This window comes from Rhodococcus sp. OK519, from assembly GCF_003051005.1.
Classification (GTDB): Bacteria; Actinomycetota; Actinomycetes; order Mycobacteriales; family Mycobacteriaceae; genus Prescottella.
The window spans coordinates 33,785-52,598 of sequence record NZ_QAOW01000008.1 but is presented as its reverse complement, the minus strand read 5'-3'; the positions used below and the strand labels follow the sequence as shown (position 1 = coordinate 52,598).

Annotated in this window: 13 protein-coding genes; 3 read left to right on the top strand and 10 right to left on the bottom strand. The window is 67.4% G+C overall.

The features are described from left to right. Positions 1–65 precede the first annotated feature (65 nt). From narI to C8K36_RS19045, 4 genes are read right to left on the bottom strand one after another with little or no spacing between them, the layout of a single operon-like run. Positions 66–833: a respiratory nitrate reductase subunit gamma gene (gene narI / locus C8K36_RS19060; RefSeq protein WP_107986106.1), complete on the bottom strand. Its 768-nt coding sequence runs from the start codon at positions 831–833 to the stop codon at positions 66–68. Then, positions 830–1,435, bottom strand: a complete 606-nt coding sequence (gene narJ, locus C8K36_RS19055; protein WP_107986105.1) for a nitrate reductase molybdenum cofactor assembly chaperone — start codon at positions 1,433–1,435, stop codon at positions 830–832. The genes narI and narJ overlap by 4 nt, the downstream gene beginning before the upstream one ends. Continuing rightward, the gene (gene narH / locus C8K36_RS19050; protein WP_107986104.1) at positions 1,432–3,099 is read right to left on the bottom strand and encodes a nitrate reductase subunit beta; all 1,668 of its coding nucleotides are present in this window, start codon (positions 3,097–3,099) and stop codon (positions 1,432–1,434) included. Before narH ends, narJ begins: the two co-directional genes overlap by 4 nt. Further along, on the bottom strand, positions 3,099–6,818 hold the full coding sequence (locus C8K36_RS19045) for a nitrate reductase subunit alpha (protein ID WP_107986103.1): 3,720 nt from the start codon (positions 6,816–6,818) through the stop codon (positions 3,099–3,101). Before C8K36_RS19045 ends, narH begins: the two co-directional genes overlap by 1 nt. A 112-nt stretch (positions 6,819–6,930) precedes the next feature. Here C8K36_RS19045 and C8K36_RS19040 point away from each other — a divergent pair, with 112 nt between their 5' ends. Then, positions 6,931–7,899: a tellurite resistance/C4-dicarboxylate transporter family protein gene (locus C8K36_RS19040; protein WP_107986102.1), complete on the top strand. Its 969-nt coding sequence runs from the start codon at positions 6,931–6,933 to the stop codon at positions 7,897–7,899. Positions 7,900–7,958: 59 nt separating this feature from the next. Here the strand turns inward: C8K36_RS19040 and C8K36_RS25255 are convergent, their stop codons facing one another. Then, positions 7,959–8,273: a hypothetical protein gene (locus C8K36_RS25255; RefSeq protein WP_258195499.1), complete on the bottom strand. Its 315-nt coding sequence runs from the start codon at positions 8,271–8,273 to the stop codon at positions 7,959–7,961. Between the two features lie 24 nt (positions 8,274–8,297). On the opposite strand from C8K36_RS25255, the gene C8K36_RS19030 reads away from it, so the two are divergent. Further along, complete coding sequence (locus C8K36_RS19030; protein ID WP_258195498.1) at positions 8,298–8,549, top strand: SDR family oxidoreductase; 252 nt, start codon at positions 8,298–8,300, stop codon at positions 8,547–8,549. 68 nt (positions 8,550–8,617) lie between these two features. Here the strand turns inward: C8K36_RS19030 and C8K36_RS19025 are convergent, their stop codons facing one another. Further along, complete coding sequence (locus C8K36_RS19025; RefSeq protein ID WP_107986100.1) at positions 8,618–10,747, bottom strand: FAD-dependent oxidoreductase; 2,130 nt, start codon at positions 10,745–10,747, stop codon at positions 8,618–8,620. Positions 10,748–10,942: 195 nt separating this feature from the next. Continuing rightward, positions 10,943–12,751, bottom strand: coding sequence for a 2-isopropylmalate synthase (gene leuA / locus C8K36_RS19020; protein WP_107986099.1), 1,809 nt, complete (start codon positions 12,749–12,751; stop codon positions 10,943–10,945). A gap of 230 nt (positions 12,752–12,981) precedes the next feature. On the opposite strand from leuA, the gene C8K36_RS19015 reads away from it, so the two are divergent. Beyond that, positions 12,982–13,347, top strand: a complete 366-nt coding sequence (locus C8K36_RS19015) for a hypothetical protein (RefSeq protein ID WP_107986098.1) — start codon at positions 12,982–12,984, stop codon at positions 13,345–13,347. Between the two features lie 7 nt (positions 13,348–13,354). Here the strand turns inward: C8K36_RS19015 and C8K36_RS19010 are convergent, their stop codons facing one another. The 3 genes from C8K36_RS19010 to C8K36_RS19000 all read right to left on the bottom strand — a co-directional run bounded on the left by C8K36_RS19010 (position 13,355) and on the right by C8K36_RS19000 (position 18,777). Next, positions 13,355–13,582 carry a hypothetical protein gene (locus C8K36_RS19010; protein WP_107986097.1) on the bottom strand — a complete coding sequence of 76 codons (228 nt, stop codon included), beginning with the start codon at positions 13,580–13,582 and terminating at the stop codon, positions 13,355–13,357. A gap of 127 nt (positions 13,583–13,709) precedes the next feature. Next, positions 13,710–16,325: a LuxR C-terminal-related transcriptional regulator gene (locus C8K36_RS19005; RefSeq protein WP_258195497.1), complete on the bottom strand. Its 2,616-nt coding sequence runs from the start codon at positions 16,323–16,325 to the stop codon at positions 13,710–13,712. A gap of 106 nt (positions 16,326–16,431) precedes the next feature. After that, positions 16,432–18,777 (bottom strand): arylsulfatase, encoded by a 2,346-nt coding sequence (locus C8K36_RS19000; RefSeq protein WP_107986095.1) that lies wholly within the window; start codon positions 18,775–18,777, stop codon positions 16,432–16,434. Between the last annotated feature and the right edge of the window lie 37 nt (positions 18,778–18,814).

Below are 18,814 nucleotides of genomic sequence, written 5' to 3'. Positions count from 1 at the left end.
CGGCCCGCCCCGCGTCCTGCGCACTTATCGCGAATTCTGAGAGGCGGTATCCGCGATTCGCGCACTTATCGCGGGGTGCGGGGCGGTCGCGTCGCGCCGGCATCCCAACCGCGTCCGGGCACCTCGGTGCGCGGCTGGCCGCCCACGTCGCGGCTGCGATAGACGATGTATGGCCGGAACAGGTACTTGACCGGCGCGCTGAAGGCGTGGACCAGACGGGTGAACGGCCACAGGATGAACAGCACGATGCCGATGAGCGCGTGCACCTGGTAGGTCAGCGGTGCGGTCGCGATCAGGTGGATCTCGGGCTGGAGGATGAACAGGCTGCGGAACCACGGGCCGATGGTCTCGCGGTAGTTGTAGCCCTGGTGCAGGGAGTTGGCGGCGACGGTGGTCCACAGCCCGGCGCAGATGGTGGCGACCAGCACGATGTACATCATCTTGTCGTTGCGGGTGGTCGCCATGAAGACCGGACCCTTGGTGCGTCTGCGGTACAACAGGATTGCAATACCGACGAGGGTGCAGAACCCGGCGATGCCGCCGAGCACGTACGCGACGTAGTGGTACCCCGTCTCCGTCACCCCGAGTGCGGCGGTCCACTCGTCAGGGATGATCAGCCCGAGGACGTGGCCGGCGACGACGAACACCAGACCGAAGTGGAACAGCGGGCTCCCGATGCGCAGCAGTCGTGACTCGTACAGTTCCGACGAGCGTGTGGTCCAACCGAATTGGTCGTACCGATACCGCCAGGCCACCCCGGTCACGAAGATCGCCACCATCACGTAGGGCAACACCGCCCACAGCAGAATGTCGGTGAGGCTGCTGTCGGTCATCGCGTACCTCCGGTCGGGAACGGTTCCAGTCCCACGTCCTCCTGCGGTGGACCGCTGCGTGCCAACGCCAGGACTGCGTCCCGATCCTTCACGGTCGGGCCGGGCAGCGTGGACAGCAGAGCGTCGAGCACTGCCGCGTACGGGCTGTCCGTCTCGGCGAGACCGAGACGGATCAGGTGCAGACCCAGCACGTGCTTGACGAGCAACGAGCGGTCGCCGGTCGCAGCGGAGAATTCGAGCACCACGGGCAGGAAGTCCGGCAGGTCGGCGGCATCGAACTCGACACCGGCGCGCCGGTAGTACTGCTTGAGGCGCACCAGCGTCACGCCGCGTCGGCGGGTGTCGCCGTCGGCGTAGTACGTCAGGTACAGGCAGCTCTTGCGCCGCAGATCGAACGTTTCGACGTAGTGCCGGGTGAGGTCCGGAAGCGGCTGGGTGCGTAGATATTCGACGAACGTGGTGAGAGATTCGACGGCTGCGTCGCGGGGAAGTTCCGCCAACGCGTCCCGGACAACCGGTAGCCGGTCCACCAACGCCGGAGTGGGATAGTCCAGCAGCAGTGACGTCGCCTGGTCGACGACGCGCAGATCTGTCGTCTTCATCGCTTGTCCCCGTTCCGCTTCGGGAACATGCCGTCCACAACGCCCTTACCGTCCCAGTTCAGCAGATTGATCCGAGCCGATCGGTCCTGCGGGTCGGCGACATCCTCGGCCGTCTGCCGGTGTTTGAGCGCGTGGAAAGTTTCGACCGCGACCGGGACAGGGCGGCCGGACGCCTCCCCGAACGGCCCGCTGTCCAGCATGCCCGGGCCGCCCTCGAAGTCGAGGCTGCAGCCCAGTTCTTCGAGTTGGTGCGCCTGCTCGGCGTGCGCGGTGGGAATCACGTATCGCTCTTCGTACTTCGCGATCGCGAGTAGTCGGTACATCTCGTAGATCTGTTCGCCGGTCATCCCGACCGCCGTCGCGATGGACTCGTCCGGCTCGTCTGCGAGGTTGAGGTCACGCATGTACGAGCGCATCGCGGCCAGACGGTGCAGGACGGCGGTGACGGGCTCCGGGTCACCCGCGGTGAACAGGCCCGCCAGGTACTCGATCGGGATCCGTAGAGTATCGATCGCGCCGAATAGGTTGTCGAGATCCTCACCGTCGTGGCCGGTTTCGGTGAGCACGTCCACCACCGGGGAGAGTGGGGGGACATACCAGACCATCGGCAGCGTGCGGAATTCCGGATGCAGCGGCAGCGCTACCCGGTACTTCTCGATCAACGCGTAGACGGGGGACCGGCGGGCCGCATCCATCCAGTCCTCGGGAATGCCGGCCGCGTGGGCCGCCTCGATCACCGCCGGATCCTCGGGGTCCAGCAGCAGGCGCCGCTGCGCGTCGTAGAGGTCCTTCTCGTCGGGGGTCGAGGCGACCTCGCCCACCCGGTCGAGGTCGTACAACACGATTCCCAGATAGCGCAGGCGGCCGACGCATGTCTCCGAGCACACCGTCGGCAGGCCCACCTCGACCCGCGGATAGCAGAACGTGCACTTCTCGGCCTTGCCAGTGCGGTGGTTGAAATACACCTTCTTGTACGGGCATCCGGTGACGCACATCCGCCAGCCCCGGCACTGGTCCTGGTCCACCAGGACGATGCCGTCCTCGGCGCGTTTGTACATCGCGCCCGACGGGCACGACGCCACGCACGACGGGTTGAGACAGTGCTCGCAGATCCGCGGCAGGAAGAACATGAACGTCTTCTCGTACTCGAGTCGGACCTTCTCGGTGGCGTTGTCGCGCATCTGCGCGAGGATCGGGTCGTGTGCCTCGGTGGCCGCCGTGCCGCCGAGGTCGTCGTCCCAGTTGGCGCTCCACTCGATCGGCATCGGCTTGCCCGACAGCAGCGAGATGGGCTGTGCCACCGGGAAGTCCTCGCCCAACGGTGCTTTGGTGAGGGTGTCGTAGTCGTAGGTCCACGGCTCGTAGTAGTCGCGGATGTTAGGCAGCAACGGATTCGCGAAGATCGACAGCAGCTTCTTGACCCGGCCGCCGGCGCGGAGCGTCAACCGTCCACGACGGTTGAGCGTCCACCCGCCCTTCCACAGGTCCTGATCCTCGTACTTGCGCGGATAACCCTGACCCGGACGGGTTTCCACGTTGTTGAACCACACGTACTCGGTGCCACCGCGGTTGGTCCACGTCTGCTTGCACGTCACCGAACACGTGTGACACCCGATGCACTTGTCGAGGTTCATCACCATCGCCATCTGCGCGGCCACCTGCATCAGTACTGCACCTCCTGGCTGCGGCGGCGAATCACCGTGACCTCGTCGCGTTGGTTTCCGGTGGGGCCGAGATAGTTCCAGCCGAACGACAGCTGCGCATACCCGCCGATGAGATGTGTGGGCTTGACGAGCACCCGGGTGAGCGAGTTGTGGATACCGCCGCGACGGCCGTCGGTCTCCGACTTCGGGACGTTGATCAGTCGTTCCTGCGCGTGATGCACGAACACCGTGCCCGGCGGCATGCGGTGCGTGACGACCGCGCGGGCGACGAGGACCCCGTTGCGGTTGACGGCCTCCACCCAGTCGTTGTCGGCCACGCCGACCGCCGCGGCGTCGTCGACGTTCATCCAGACATTCGGTCCGCCGCGGGAGAGCGAGAGCATCAGCAGGTTGTCCTGGTACTCGGAATGGATCGACCATTTGGAGTGCGGCGTCAGGTATCGCACCGACAGCGCCTTGCCGTCGCGGTCCCCGAGCCGGGTCTCACCGAACAGACGTGTGATGTCGAGCGGGGGCCGATAGATCGGGAGCGCTTCGCCGAACTCGCGCATCCATTCGTGGTCGAGTAGGAAGTGCATTCGCCCCGTGAGGGTGTGCCACGGCTTGAGTTCCTCGACGTTGATGCTGAACGGTGCGTACCGCCGGCCCTCGGTCTCGCTGCCCGACCACTCGGGACTGGCCAGGGTCGCGACCGGCTGTGCCTGTGTGTCGGCGAACCGGATCCGGCGTTCCTCGTTGCCGGACGCCAGGTGGGTGAGGGACCGGCCGACGCGTCGGGACAGTTCCTCGAAGCCGGCGACGGCCAGGCGCCCGTTGGTCGTCCCGGACAGTGCGAGAATCGCCTCGGCCATCTTCGCGTCGGTGTCGAGTGCCGGCCGCCCGGCGCCCGCCCCGGACGACATCACCCCGCACCGCTGCGCCAGTTCGGCCACCTCCGCGTCGGGGTGGAACGTGACGCCCTTGGTGTTCAGGCCCAGCTTCTCCACGAGCGGCCCGAGGGTGGCCATCTTCTCGGCGATCGCGGTGTAGTCGCGCTCGACGATCTTCAGGCCCGGCATCGTCTTCCCCGGCACCGGTTCCGTCTCTCCGGCGCGCCAGTCGCGCACCTCGCCGAACGGCTGCGCGGTCTCGCCGGGAGTGTCGTGGCCGAGCGCGGTCGCGACGAGGTCGCGTCGGGTACCGAGGTGCGTCTTCGCGAGTTCACTGAAGCGGCGTGCGATCTCGGCGAACGCGTCGAAGTCGCTGCGGGCCTCCCACGGCGGGTCGACGGCCGGGGTGAACGCGTGCACGAACGGGTGCATGTCCGTGCTGGACAGGTCGTACTTCTCGTACCACGTCGCGGCGGGCAGCACGACATCCGACAGCAGCGTCGAACTGGTCATCCGGAAGTCCAGGGACACCATCAGATCCAGCTTGCCTCGGGGCGCCTCGTCCCGCCAGCGCACCGACGTCGGACGGGACTCGCGCGCCGTCTCGGTGGCACGCAGGCTCGAGCCGGCCCCGAGCAGATGCTCGAGAAAGTACTCGTTGCCTTTTGCCGACGCGCCCAGCAGATTTGCCCGCCACAGCGTGAGGACCCGAGGCCAGTTCTCCTCCGCATCGACATCCTCGACAGCGAAATGCAATTTGCCGCTGCGCAGTTGATCGACGACGTAGTCGCCCACATCGGTGCCTGACGCCGCCGCCTCGTCGGCGAGATCGAGGGGATTGCGATCGAACTGCGGATACGACGGCATCCACCCCATCCGTGCCGACTGCGCGATGGTGTCGGCGGTGTGCTGCCCCGCGAGGTGTCCCTCCGCGAGTGGTGAGGTGAGGGCGTCGGCGCGGTACCCGTCGTAGCGCCACTGGTCGGCGTGCATGTACCAGAAGGCGGTGCCGACGGCCTGCCGCGGCGGGCGGGACCAGTCGGTGGCCATCGCCATCGTCGCCCACCCCGTGAACGGCCGCACCTTCTCCTGGCCCACATAGTGCGCCCAGCCGCCGCCGTTCTTGCCCATGCTGCCGGTGAGCATCAGCAGGGCCAGCACCGCACGGTAGGTGGCGTCGCCGTGGAACCACTGGCAGATGCCGGCACCCAGGATGATCATCGAACGCCCGCCGGATTTCTCTGCCGAGCGGGCGAATTCGCGGGCGATGCGGATCACCGCGCCCGCGGGGACCGACGTCAGCGACTCCTGCCACGCCGGGGTGTACGGCTCGTCGGGGTCGTCGAAGCCGCTCGGCCACGTGCCGGGCAGGCCGTCGCGTCGCACGCCGTACTGCGCGAGCATCAGATCCAGCGCGGTCGTCACCAGTTGTCCGCCGACTTCGCGGACCGGGACGCCCCGATGCATCACGACGCCCTGCTCGCCGACATCGAAACGGGGCAGAAGGATCTCGACATCGCGACTGGCGCCGGGTGCGTCGCGCACGCTCAGCGCCGGTACGGTGTCGCCCAGGTCGAGATTCCACTGTCCGACACCGGAATCGGTGTGCCGGAAGCCCATGCTGCCCCGCGGGACCACCGGTGACCCGTCGGCCGAGTTCAGCAGCACGGTCTTCCACTCGGCGCCCTCCCCGTCGTCACCGAGATCGGATGCCCTCAGGAATCGCCCCGGGACGTAAGCGCCGTCGCGCTCGGAGAGCGTGACGAGGAACGGCAGATCCGTGTAGCGCGAAGCGAAGTCGGCGAACATGGCAACGCGTCGGTCGACGTAGTTCTCCCGGAGGATGACGTGCCCCATCGCCATCGCGAGTGCGCCGTCGGTGCCGGGTTGTGCAGGTAGCCACGCGTCCGCGAACTTGGTGGCGTCGGCGTAGTCGGGGGAGACCACCACCACCTTCTGCCCGCGATAGCGCGCCTCGGCCATCCAGTGCGCGTCGGGGGTACGCGTGACCGGGACGTTGGAGCCCCACATGATCAGGTAGGCGGCGTCCCACCAGTCGCCGGACTCGGGCACGTCGGTCTGGTCGCCGAACACCTGCGGGGACGCGACCGGCAGGTCGGCGTACCAGTCGTAGAACGACGCCATCACGCCGCCGAGCAGTTCGATGAAGCGGGATCCCGCCGAGAACGAGACCATCGAGAACGCTGGGATTGGCGAGAAGCCCGCCACTCGGTCGGGGCCGTACTTCGCAATGGTGTGCACGTGCGCGGCGGCGATCATCTCCACCGCGTCCTCCCACGACGCCCGCACCAGGCCACCTTTGCCGCGGGCCCGTTGATACCGCGCACGCCGGTCGGGATCGCCGACGACGTCGGCCCACGCCAGCACCGGGTCGCCCAGCCTCTCGCGGGCCTCCTGGAACATCTCGAGCAGCAGACCACGCACGTAGGGGTAGCGAACCCGGGTGGGGGAGTACGTGTACCAGGAGAACGCGGCGCCGCGGGGACACCCGCGGGGTTCGTACTCCGGACGATCCGGACCCACCGACGGGTAGTCCGTCGCCTGCGTCTCCCACGTGATGACGCCGTCCTTGACGTACACCTTCCACGAGCACGAACCCGTGCAGTTCACGCCGTGCGTCGATCGGACCACCTTGTCGTGGCTCCAGCGGTCGCGGTAGAACACGTCGCCCTCGCGTCCACCCGTCCGGTACACGGCCCGCAGGTCCGCGGACACGGTGGAGCGAGTGAAGAAACGTCCCGTCTCGAGCAGGGCGGCGCCGAGCGGACTCTCGATCGGCGCAGGCGGGGCCGGGACGGAGCGATCGGGTTCCTCGGTTGCACGCGACATGGGCTGCCTCCCTGTGTCGAGGATGGCGCAAACCGTCGAGACCCGCAGCGAAACCAGGCCAGGAACCGCCGAATCGGGACCGGCCCCGTCACGACGCGCGCATCATGGGGAGGTGTCCGACGGACCGGGTGTGAAGGCAGACGCCGGCCGCGCGCTGACCGCCATCCCGGCTGGGGCAGGCGCCGCGGCGATGTCGACGGGCATCGTGTCGGTGGGCCTGCATCTGGTCGGGTTCGAGTGGTTCTCCCGTTTCTGGCTCGTCGTGGGTGTGCTGATCTGGTTGCTACTCATGGTGGTCTTCGTCGGCCGTCTGTTCGACGACCGTGCGCGCTGGGCGAACGAAGCCGACACCCCTCCCGCGCTCACCGGCGTCGCCGCGACGTGTGTGCTGGGCGCGCGGTGCGTGCTGCTCGACTGGAATCACGTGGGCTGGGTGGCGCTGAGTATCGCGCTCGTCGCGTGGGTGGTGCTGATCCCCGCCGTCGTGCGGCACTGGGCCTCACCCACCGTGGGCGTGCACTTCCTGCTCTGCGTCTCCACGCAGGGTCTCGCGGTGCTGGGCGCCTCGCTGGCAGTCTCGGCGTCGGCGCACTGGCTCGCCGGGCCCGCCTTCGTGGCCTTCCTGCTGGGACTGTTCTTCTACCTGATGGTGATGATCCGGTTCTCGTACAACCAGTTCCGCGTCGGTGCCGGCGACCAGTGGGTGTTCGCGGGTGGTCTCGCGATCAGTGCCCTCGCTGCGGGAAAGTTGGCGCCCGCCGCCGTTGCTGCCGGATGGCCCGAGGGCGTTCACGAGGCGATCCGGGTGGCCGGCGTGGTGATCGTATGCATCGTGCTGGTGGACTACGTGGTCTTGGTGATCTCCGAGATACGTTGGCCCCGTCTGCAGTACGACGTGCGCCGCTGGTCCACCGCCTTCCCGATGGGCATGACGGCGGCGGCGTCGCTCACGGTGGCGACGGCATCCGACGCCGACTGGCTGCGCCCGATCGGTCACGTCCTGGTGTGGCCGGCCGTCGTGGTGTGCCTGATCCTGCTGGTCGCGTCGGGGCGGCACCTGCGGGCCGCATCGGAGGCCTAACCCCCGCGATCTGCGCACTTGTCGCGAAGTTCGGGGCCGAAAATCCGCGATTCGCGCACTTATCGCGGGGTGGAATGCTTCTCGCGTTCACGCAGGCGCGCGTCGAACGCATCGATCCGCGACGTGTCTTCGTAGAAGTCCTCCTGCTCGACGATCTTCCCCCACCGGGTGCGGACGAGGAGCACCGTGCGGTTGCGGTAGAGCGGTGACCCGTCGGAGGCGTTCGCGCGGTCGTCGAAGCGCGCAAGAAGCGTCATCCGCCAGGGTGCACCGCCGAAGTAGACCTCGGTGATCTCGCCGTGGAGCCCGGCGTCGACGAAGGACTGCAGGAATTTCTCGATCGCCGGGCGGCCCCGTATGTCGCCGCCAAGCATGCGGTCGTGGGCCTGACACGGTCGGTGGCACTCGAGATCGCCGCGCGTGGCGTGCGCGTCAACGCCATCACCACTGGTGGCGTCGATACGCCCCTGGCGCGCGGGTCGATGGCGACCACCGCCGAGGCACTGGCCTACATCGAGTCGCTGCATCCGGTGAACCGGATCGCGCAGCCCGAGGAGATCGCTCCGTTCGTGGCCTTTTTGCTGAGCGACGAGGCCTCGTTCATCACCGGCGCAGCGCTCGCGATCGACGGCGGATTCACAACGCGCTGAGCAGGTTTCGCTGAACGCGCCGACGGCCGACCCCGAGGTGAGCTTCGGGATCGGCCGTCGGTCGAGAGTCAGATCTCGGTGGCAACCTTCCACGCCGAGTGCATTGCGCCCTCGATGTAGTCGACCTCGGTGGCGTCGCCGACGACGCGGACCTCGACACCGTCGCGGGCCAGTTCGTCGGCGAGCGGTGCCGCCGCGGAGACGCCGGACGCGACGACGACCATGCTCGCCGGCACGGACATCGTCTTGTCTCCGACGGTGAACTCGACGGTCTTCTTGGTGATGCGCTGGACGGTGGCGTTGCGCTGGATGTCGACGCCCAGTTCCTTGGCGTGCTTGACGGCGGTCCAGCGGCGCGGCATCGCCATCGGCACACCGAGCTGCTGACCCTCCTCGATCAGGGTGACCCGGCTGCCGCGCTCGGCGAGGAACTCCGCCAGTTCCAGACCGACGAGCGAGCCGCCGATGACGACGACGTTCTTGCTCATCGGCAGGAACTTGAGGAACTTGCGGCTCAGCGTGCGGATCTTCTCGGGGCTCTTGGTGATGCCGACCAGACCGCCGAGCTTGCCGGCGACCCGCAGCAGCAGTGCCTGGTCCGAGACATCGCCGGAGCCGGTCATCAGGCCGCGCAGGCTGTCACCGGTATGGACGTGGGGCAGGTTGCCGCCCGGCACGCTCGGCCGTGCCCGCACTGCACCCGTGGCGACCACGACGACGTCCGGCGCAAGGGCCTTGATCGCCGCCGCGGTGGCTTCGGTCTTCAGTCGGACGTCGACACCTGCGCGCTGCACCTCCTGGGTGAGCCAGTTCAGCAGGCGCTCGTTGTCCGGCGTGGTCAGAGTCGAGAACCACAGGGTGCCGCCGAGACGATCGGCCTTGTCCAGCAGAGTGACGCGGTGGCCGCGCTCGGTGGCGACGCGGGCGGTCTCCATGCCGCCCGGGCCGGCGCCGACGACGACGACGTGCTTGCGCTTCGTCGCGCTCGGGAACGGCAGCAGCGTCTCGTTGCCCAGCGCTGGGTTGACCGCGCACAGCGGTGTGTCGTCCCAGAAGTTCTCCTGCACGCACACGTAGCAGTTGATGCAGGGACGGACCTGCTCGCTGCGGCCGGCCTTGAGCTTGTTGACCAGTGCGGGATCGGCCAGGAGCTGGCGGCCCATCGCGACGAAATCGGTGTGGCCCTCGGTGATCATCTGCTCGCCGACCTCGGGCAGCATGCGGCCGACGGTGATGACCGGAATCGACACTGCGCGCTTCACGACCGCGGCGTTGGCGGTGTAGAAGCCGACCGTGTTGGGCAGCGGGCCGTCGGTGAAGTTCGCGAACGCGTTCAGCGCGGTGCCGGTCACGTGGATGGCGTCGGCGCCGGCCTCCTCGAACATCGCGGCGGCGCGGGCGGACTCGTCGGGGGTCAGGCCGTCGGTTTCGCCGTACTCCTGACCGGCCAGACGCACGATGATGGCGAGGCCGTCGCCGACCTCGGCCTTGACCGCGCGGATCACCTCGCACGACAGCCGTGCCCGGTTCTCGAGCGATCCGCCGTATTCGTCGGTGCGCTGATTCGAGTAACGGCTCAGGAAGCCGCCGAGCACGTAGTTGTGGGCGGCGTGGATCTCGACGGCGTCGCCGCCGGCGGTCAGCACCCGGCCCGCTGCCTCGGCGAACATGCGGACCAGCCACTCGAGGTCCTCGTGGGTGGCCTCGCGATAGGTGGCCTTCTTGCCCTCCTGGATCGCCGCCATCTTCCCGAGTTCCTCGGGGGTGCAGTCGATCATCGCGCTCATGTCGCCGGGCGGCTTCGGGATGGACGGCACCATCTGCGGGCGGCCGTCGAGCGTGTCGATCCGGGCGACCTTGCCGTGGTGCGTCATCTGCACACACAGCTTGCTGCCGGCCGCGTGGACCGCGTCGGCGAGCGCCTTGAGACCGGGGATGAACCGATCCTCGGACAGGCCCGGCTCCTTGCGGCTGGTGCAGCCCGCGGGGTACGCGACGGCGCAGCAGCCGGTGATGATCATCCCGGTCCCGCCTTCGGCGCGGGTCGCGAAGTGGTCGATGTCGCCCTGGTGGATCTCGCCGTCCTCGCAGAGGTTCATGTCCATCGCGGGGAGGACAACCCGGTTGTCCAGCGTGATGGGCCCGATCTTTCCGGGCGAGAGGAGCCGGGGGAACGTCGTCTGCTGTCGGATCGTCACGTCAGGAAGCTATTTCGCGACGCCTTTCGCTAGTGGCTGCTTCCCGCTCAGCGGGACTCCACGCCGACGACGGTCGGGCGTGTCGCGACGAGATGATGTATCGCGTAGCTACGCCTCGGCCGCCACGACTGGCCGGACCGGGAAACGCCGGAGGGGCCGCTCCCGATGGATGCGACCCCTCCGACAGAGCTGAACTCAGTGCGCCCGGTTGACCGCCGAGACGACGGCGCGCAGCGACGCGGTGGTGATGGAGGTGGCGATGCCGACGCCCCACACGACCTTGCTGGTGCCGTCGGGCATGGTCACCGCGCACTCGACGTACGCGGCAGCCTGGGCATCGTCACCGGCGGACATCGCGTGCTCGGAGTAGTCCAGGACGCGGACGTCGAAGCCGGTGGTGCCCAGCGCGTCGACGAACGCGGCCAGCGGGCCGTTGCCGGCGCCGGAGATCTCCTGCTCGGCTCCGTTGATCTTGACGACCGCGGTGATTGCGTCGGTGCCGCCGTCCTCCTCGGCCGCCGTCACCTTCTGGCGCATGCGCTCGAGCGGGTTGACCGGGGCCAGGTACTCGTCCGCGAAGACGTCCCAGATCTCCTTGGGCGAGACCTCGCCGCCCTCGCCGTCGGTGATCTTCTGGACGGCCTGCGAGAACTCGATCTGCAGGCGGCGCGGCAGCACCAGCCCGTGGTCGGCCTTCATGATGTACGCGACGCCACCCTTGCCGGACTGCGAGTTCACGCGGATCACGGCCTCGTACGTGCGGCCCACGTCCTTGGGATCGATCGGCAGGTAGGGGACCTCCCACACGATGTCGTCGACGTCGGCGTTCTGCTCGTCGGCCGCGACCTTCATCGCGTCCAGACCCTTGTTGATCGCGTCCTGGTGGCTGCCCGAGAAGGCGGTGTAGACCAGGTCGCCACCGTACGGATGGCGCTCGGCGACGGGCAGCTGGTTGCAGTACTCGACGGTGCGACGGATCTCGTCGATGTTCGAGAAGTCGATCTGCGGATCGACGCCGCGGGTGAACATGTTCAGACCCAGCGTCACCAGGCATACGTTGCCGGTGCGCTCGCCGTTGCCGAACAGGCAGCCCTCGATGCGGTCGGCGCCCGCCTGGTAGCCCAGCTCGGCGGCCGCGACGCCCGTGCCGCGGTCGTTGTGCGGGTGCAGCGACAGGATGATGCTCTCGCGCTGCGCCAGGTTGCGGTGCATCCACTCGATCGAGTCGGCGTACACGTTGGGCGTGGCCATCTCGACGGTCGCGGGCAGGTTGATGATCACCCGGTTGTCGGGGGTGGCGCCCAGAGTCTCGACCACGGCGTCGCACACCTCCTTGGCGTACGACAGCTCGGTGCCGGTGTAGGACTCGGGCGAGTACTCCCAGCGCCAGTTGGTGTCGGGGTGGCTCTTCGCCTCCTCCAGCACCAGGGCGGCGGCGTCGGTGGCGATCTTCTTGATCGCCTCCTTGTCGGCGCGGAAGACGACCCGGCGCTGCAGGATGGACGTCGAGTTGTAGAAGTGCACGATGACGTTCTTGGCGCCGGCGCAAGCCTCGAACGTGCGCTTGATCAGCTCGGGCCGCGACTGCGTCAGCACCTGGATGGTGACGTCGTCCGGGATCGCGTTGTCCTCGATGATCTCGCGGACGAAGTCGAAGTCCGTCTGGCTCGCGGACGGGAAGCCGACCTCGATCTCCTTGTAACCCATCCGCACCAGCAGCTCGAACATGCGGCGCTTGCGGGCGGGGCTCATGGGGTCGATCAGGGCCTGGTTGCCGTCGCGCAGGTCCACGGCACACCACTGCGGCGCGCGGTCGATGACCTTGTCGGGCCAGGTGCGGTCGGGCAGCGATACCGTCTCGACCTCTTCGCCGAACGGGCGGTACCGGAAGGTCGGCATGGAGGAGTTCTTCTGCGTGTTCCAGATCGGCTGATCGGCAGGCGCCGGCTTGGACGGTGGCGTGATCGTGCGCGAACCGGAAGTGAAGGCGTCAGCGGGGGACATGGGAATCGATCTCCAGGTTTTGTGTGTGGACTGTAGAGAGCCCGACAGCTGAGGCGACCGGCGCACGGAGAGGGCCCGCGACGGGTGGCCAGTCTGGATCAGACCCCGCCGCGGCAACCAAGAAGGAGCGCGCGCTGCATAGAAGCACTGTACCCCCGACCCCCGATAGCAGGTGAGAAGTGGGGAGCAAATTCACACTCAGGGTGGTTCCGGCGTGGTCGACTGTGCGCATGACACAACAGCTCGACGCGGCCCGGACCTACGTCGCCGCGCTGCTCAGCCACGACGGTGATTCTGTGCCCTACGCGCCGAACGCGGTGCGCTACGAAGTGGGCCTGAAGACGGGATTCTCGGGAAACCACCTGCGGCGCAGCCTTTCGCGCGGCCCGCAGTTCCGGTTGATCCGCGCCATCCGGGACGAGCAGTATCGGGCGGACGGCGACGAGGTGGTGGCCGACTACCTGATCGACGCCGGGTTGTTCGGTCGCACGCTGGTCACCGCCCGAGTGCACGAGGCGTTCGTCATCCCGGCCGGCGATCCACGCATCCACCGCATCGAGGCCAGGATCCGACTCGTCGGCAGGAAAGACGATTGAGTGCTTCTCAGTCCGGGAGTCGTCGCATCTCGACGAGCGTGAGGCCGAGCGCGTCGAAGCGGGCGAGCATGCCGCGCAACTCGGTGGGGCTACGGACCGGTCCGTACAGGGTCGTGTGGGCGGTCTCCGAGACCTGCAGCTCGGGAAACGCCGCGAGAACCCGCTCGGACAGTTCGCCTCCGACGAGGAAGGCGTAACGCACGGTGGCCGGCCAGCCCGAATCGGAAGTGGCCATGACATCTCCCGTCTACCGATCGTGGCGCATGTGGTCGGAACCTGCCCGTCGGGTCCCCACACCCGATCCGTCGAGGATGCCGCGCGTGAGAGACGGGTGCCTCACCCGTCGATGGTGAATCCGAGAATCACAGCAGCCCGTGCGTGTGTGCCGCATTGACGGCGTCGCGTCGGGTGGTGACGCCGAGTTTGCGGTAGATGCCGCGCAGATGCGTCTTGACGGTGTTCACCGATACGCACAGGTCGGCCGCGATCTCCTCGGCGGTACGCCAGGTGGGCAATTCCGCGAGCAGTTGCAGCTCACGTCGGGTGAGCTTCTCGGCGGTGGTGGCGGGCGTGCGCGGTAGCGACGCCCACACGGTATCCGCGAATCGGTCGCGGGATCCGAATCGTCCGCGGCTGGTGGACAACAGTTCCACGGTCGCGGACGCCATGTCGTGGAAGGGTCGCAGTACGCCTTCGGGCTCGGCGAGGCGCAGGGCCTCGCCGAGCGCATCGTGGGCGCGAGAGTCGTGCGATCGACGCCGGGCGAGTTCGGCCTCGACGAGCCAGGCCGTGACGGTGTTGGTCGCTGCGGCACAAGGCAGTTCGCCCTCGAGTATCGGAAGCAGGACGGCCCGTGCCCGCTCCAGCTGGTTGGTACACAGGTGCAGGACTGCCTCGAGAAGTTGTACGTCACCGACTTGCCCCAGAGCCGTCGACGCGTTGGTGACCAGTTCACGCGCCCAGATCGTCTCGCCGATGTGCAGGTAGGCGAACTGGATCGACGGCAGACACGCGGCGATCAACCCCGGCGGATGTGATGCGGGCCGGCCCGACGAGCCGGCGGAGTGCAGTGCGGCCACCGCGATCCGGCGGTCGGGGGCGGTGTCGATGCCGAACAGTGCTGCGGCCACCGCGTTGTCCGGGTATGAGGGTGGGTCGCTCTCCGGTGGGAAACCCACGAGCTCCACTGCCCGACGCGTGTCGTTGCGTAGGTAGTGGCAGAGCGCCTCGAGCAGGGTGGCGGCGCGCCCGTCCGACGAGGCGGACGAACCGGTATCCGTTGCAGTCGAACGGCTCTCGACCGCGAGGGCATGTGCGTCACCGAGTTGCCCACGGGAGAGCGCGACGATGCCGAGTGCGATCGACGTCTGTGTCACCAGGCGTGGGGCGTCGCTCTCGCGCGCGTGGGCCCGGGCACGGCTCAGGTTGTCCGCTGCGGAGTCGAGGCGGCCGAGACGAAGGTGAACCCGTCCGCGCTGGAGTGCGGCAAAGGCGTCCAACAGGACGTCCCCCGACAGGTTGGCGGGCGGGCCGGCGAGCGCTGTCAGCGTGGTGAAGTCACCGGTGCTCACCGCGATCTGCATCCGTAGTGACTCTTCGAGAAGGGATGTGCGGAAATCGGTCCCGCCGTCCGGAGCCGGGATGTCGGCAGTCCCGAGCATTCCCGCGGCGACCGTGGGGTTGTCGGCGTGCAGATGCGCAGCTGCGCGCACGAGGCGGGTAATCGTTTGATCCGCGCACTGCGGCGCTCGGGCTAGCAGGCGTTCGATCGCTTCTCCGTGACCGTCCAGGACCAGCGCCAGACCGGATTTGGACAGCACGCTCTCGACGTCGGATGCCTCGCCTGCCGTCACGCCATGCTCGAGGGCGAGCAGCGCATCACCGAACCGGGCATACCAGCGGGCCGTCACGTGTTCGAGTTCTGCTACCGCCCGGCGGCCGAGCAGGCTGATCTCGGCGCGTAGATAGCTGCGTAGCAGTGGGTGGTAGCGGAACTGGGTGGGCGTGGTCTCGATCCGGGTGATCAGAAAGTTCCGGTGTTCGAGGAGGTCGATGATCGCGTGAGCATCGCTGCATCCGGTGAGTTCCTCGGCAAGTGCGGCGGAAAATGTCTCGGGAACCGAGGTTTTCACGAGGAACTGCCGGATCTCTTCGCTCTGACCCGAGAGAACCTGCTCGATCAGGTAGTCGGCGACGGCGCGACGGCATCCGCTGAAGTTCTCGATGAGGGTGCTCGGATCCGGGTGCCCCGCCAGCGACATGCCGGCGAGGCGGAGTCCTGCCGCCCAGCCCTCGGTGCGCCCCATCAGTGCTGTGAGGTCGTGGTCGTCGAGTTCGACGTCGTGTTCGGCGAGCATGGCCGTCGCTTCTTCCGAAGTGAAGGCGAGGTCGTTGAACGTCACGTCGAGAACGCGGCCGTCGAGTCGCAGCTTCTGGAATGCGAGCGGGGGCTCGAACCGGCAGCACACCACTACCTGCAGCCGATCCGGCGGTGCACGCAGCAGCATCTCCAGTTGCGACAGTGCGTTCGGTTCGTGGATCAGGTGCGCGTCGTCGACGACCAGCCAGACGGACTCGTCGATACCGTTCAGTGCCGATTCGAAGGTGAAGTCCTGTCCGCGAACGGGATCCAGAGCGGGCGTGCAGTTGTCGCGAAGGCGGGAATGGCCCGCGTCGGCAAGTGCGCGAGCGAGTTCGGTGCGGAGAGCGTGCGGGGCGTTGTGCCCGTCGTCGACCGACGCCCACGCGATGATCGGTTCCCCTGGTCCGCTGCCTACCCGGTGCGCCCAGTCCGCGAGAAACGTCGTCTTTCCCGAACCTGCTGGCGCACAGACGAGTACGACGGTACCAGCGGAATCGTGGTCGGCGAACGCGCAGTCGAGTACCTCGAAGAGACGAGTGCGGGACACGACGCGATCGCTGCGCAACACCGGAATCTCGGTGCTCGCAGCGAAACTCCCGCCCTGCACGATAGACACCCGACATGCCTCCCACACAACGAGTCATCATCCGGGACAAATGGACGAACCGCCTGTAGCGGGGAAAGTCTAACCCGCGCAGGCGGTTCGTGTGGGCAGTATCGCGTCAGTCGCGGGCCATCGCTGCCTGCATGTGCTTCTCGACATCGACGTACGCGTCGTCGGCGATGTCGAAGACCACCTTGGCTATCTCGCCGCCGCGGAACTCGAAACGTGGCTCCGGATAGGCGCTCGACACCGGGTCCGCACTGTCGTACCCGATGCACAGGCCCTCGCCACAAAGCGAGAAATGCCCGAGTACCGTGCGGATCTTCTGCTCACCGACCTGCTTGTCGTCGATGTACAGCCGCAGCGGGCCGATGCCTTCGCGGTTGGGGCCCATGCCCTCCTTCGTGAAATCCACCCCGATGATGTGTTTGCCGGACGTCGGGACGGGCGCGGAGATGCGGTCTTCCGGCGGGATACCGAGGAAGTTGTATGCGTAGGTGACGGTCCCGTCCTTGATGAACAGGCAGTGCCCGCCGAATCGTGAACCCTGCGCGAAGATCACCCCTTGCGTGCCGGGGGTGAGGTCGACCTCGGCGAGGATCTTGTACGACACTCCGTGCACGTTGGCCGCAGATCGTTCCGGCACCTCGCTGGTGCCGGGGTAGTAGACGTACTGCCCGCTCGGCGGCACGGGCTGGTGGAACTCCATTCCGATGAACGTCTCGAAGTCCTCGGGATTACCGATGATCTGCAGGTCGTTGAGCGGCAGCACCTTGTTGGCCTTCGCCTCGTCCATCCACAGTGCCTTCAGTTCCTCGAGCTTGTCCGGGTGCTCGGCGGCCAGGTCGTGCGCCTCGGAGCGGTCGACGTCCGTCTGATACAGCTCCCACACGTCGTCGTCGAAGTTGCCCATCCCCGAGACCGGACCGTGCACCGACACTGCCTTCCATCCCTGGTGCCACAGGCCGCGCTGGCCGAACATCTCGTAGTACTGCGTCTGCTTAGCCGTCGGGCCATCTGTGGGTGCGTCGAACGAGTACGTCATCGACACCCCCGACAGCGGTGTCTGTTCGACACCGTTGTACGTCTGCGGCATCGCGACGCCGCAGGCCTCGAGGATCGTCGGCACGATGTCCGTCGCATGGTGGTACTGGTGCCGCACCTCCCCGCGGGACTTCATCCCGGCCGGCCAGTGGATGACCAGTGGGTCGCAGACGCCGCCCTGGTAGGTGTACCGCTTGAACATCTTGTACGGCGTCGAGAACGCCGCCGCCCAGCCGGTCGGGTAGTGGTTGTAGGTTTCGGGGCTGCCGAGCTTGTCCACCATCGTGAGGTTCTGCGCCTCGTCGTCCGGGTAGCCGCCGAAGATCTTGCCCTCGTTGACCGAACCGTTGGGGCTGCCCTCGCCGGACGCCCCGTTGTCGGCGCAGTAGACGATCATCGTGTTGTCGAGCTGACCGGACTCCTCGAGGTAGTCGACGATGCGGCCGACCTGGGAGTCGGTGTATTCGGAGAACCCGGCGAACACCTCCGCCATGCGGCTGAACATGTGCTTTTCGTCGTCGTTCAGCTCGTCCCACGGCCGCACCTCGTCCGTGGGGGAGAACGTGCCGTCGGGCATCGGGTTCAGCGGGGTCAGGTCGGTGTCCTCGGGCAGGATGCCGCGCTCGATCATGCGGCCGAGCACCCATTCGCGGTAAGCCTCGTAACCGTCGTCGAACATGCCCTCGTACTTGTCGATGTACTCCTGCGGCGCGTGGTGCGGGGCGTGGTTCGCCCCCGGGCAGAACCACAGGTACCACGGCTTCTCCGGTTCGGTCTGCTTGACGTCGCGGATCATCTTGAGCGCCTGGTCCGCGAGGTCCTTCGAGAGGTGGTAGCCCTCCTCGGGTGAGTACGACTGCTCGATGTAGCGGTTGTCCTCGGCGAGTGACGGATACCAGTTGTTCGTCTCACCGCCGACGAAACCGTAGAAGCGGTCGTAGCCCTGCGCGAGCGGCCAGTTCTTCTTCGACGCTCCCGCCGTCCACTCGTCGATCGGGACGTTGTGATTCTTGCCGACCCAGAACGTCGCCCACCCGGCATCGCGCAACAGGTTTGCCATCGTGACGTTCGACGGCGGGATGTGGGAGTTGTATCCGGGGAAGCCGGTGGACGACTCGGAGATCGATGCGAAGCCGTTGAGGTGGTGGTTGCGGCCCGTCAGGAATGTGGACCGCGTCGGTGAACACAGCGCAGTCGTGTGCCACTGCGTGTAGGTCAGCCCGTTCTCGGCCAGGCGGTCCATCGTCGGCATGTTGATCCGACCGCCGTAGGGGGACCAGGCCGCCATGCCGGTGTCGTCGTACAGCACGACGAGGACGTTGGGGGCGCCCTGCGGCGCCTTGTCGGGCAGGAAGGCGTCCCAGTCCGAGACCGAGTCCCGTACGTCCATGTTGATGGTGCCCTCGAATTCCTTGGCCATTCCCGATCCTCCGTTCCGGCGCGAAGCGCGATGCCCC

Coding starts and splice junctions, on each gene's coding strand:
- narH (WP_107986104.1), bottom strand. CDS start 3,099: ATGCAGGTGGCCGCGCAGATGGCGATGGTGATGAACCTCGACAAGTGC.
- C8K36_RS19000 (WP_107986095.1), bottom strand. CDS start 18,777: ATGGCCAAGGAATTCGAGGGCACCATCAACATGGACGTACGGGACTCG.
- C8K36_RS19045 (WP_107986103.1), bottom strand. CDS start 6,818: ATGTCGCGTGCAACCGAGGAACCCGATCGCTCCGTCCCGGCCCCGCCT.
- C8K36_RS25255 (WP_258195499.1), bottom strand. CDS start 8,273: ATGCTTGGCGGCGACATACGGGGCCGCCCGGCGATCGAGAAATTCCTG.
- C8K36_RS19015 (WP_107986098.1), top strand. CDS start 12,982: ATGACACAACAGCTCGACGCGGCCCGGACCTACGTCGCCGCGCTGCTC.
- narI (WP_107986106.1), bottom strand. CDS start 833: ATGACCGACAGCAGCCTCACCGACATTCTGCTGTGGGCGGTGTTGCCC.
- narJ (WP_107986105.1), bottom strand. CDS start 1,435: ATGAAGACGACAGATCTGCGCGTCGTCGACCAGGCGACGTCACTGCTG.
- leuA (WP_107986099.1), bottom strand. CDS start 12,751: ATGTCCCCCGCTGACGCCTTCACTTCCGGTTCGCGCACGATCACGCCA.
- C8K36_RS19010 (WP_107986097.1), bottom strand. CDS start 13,582: ATGGCCACTTCCGATTCGGGCTGGCCGGCCACCGTGCGTTACGCCTTC.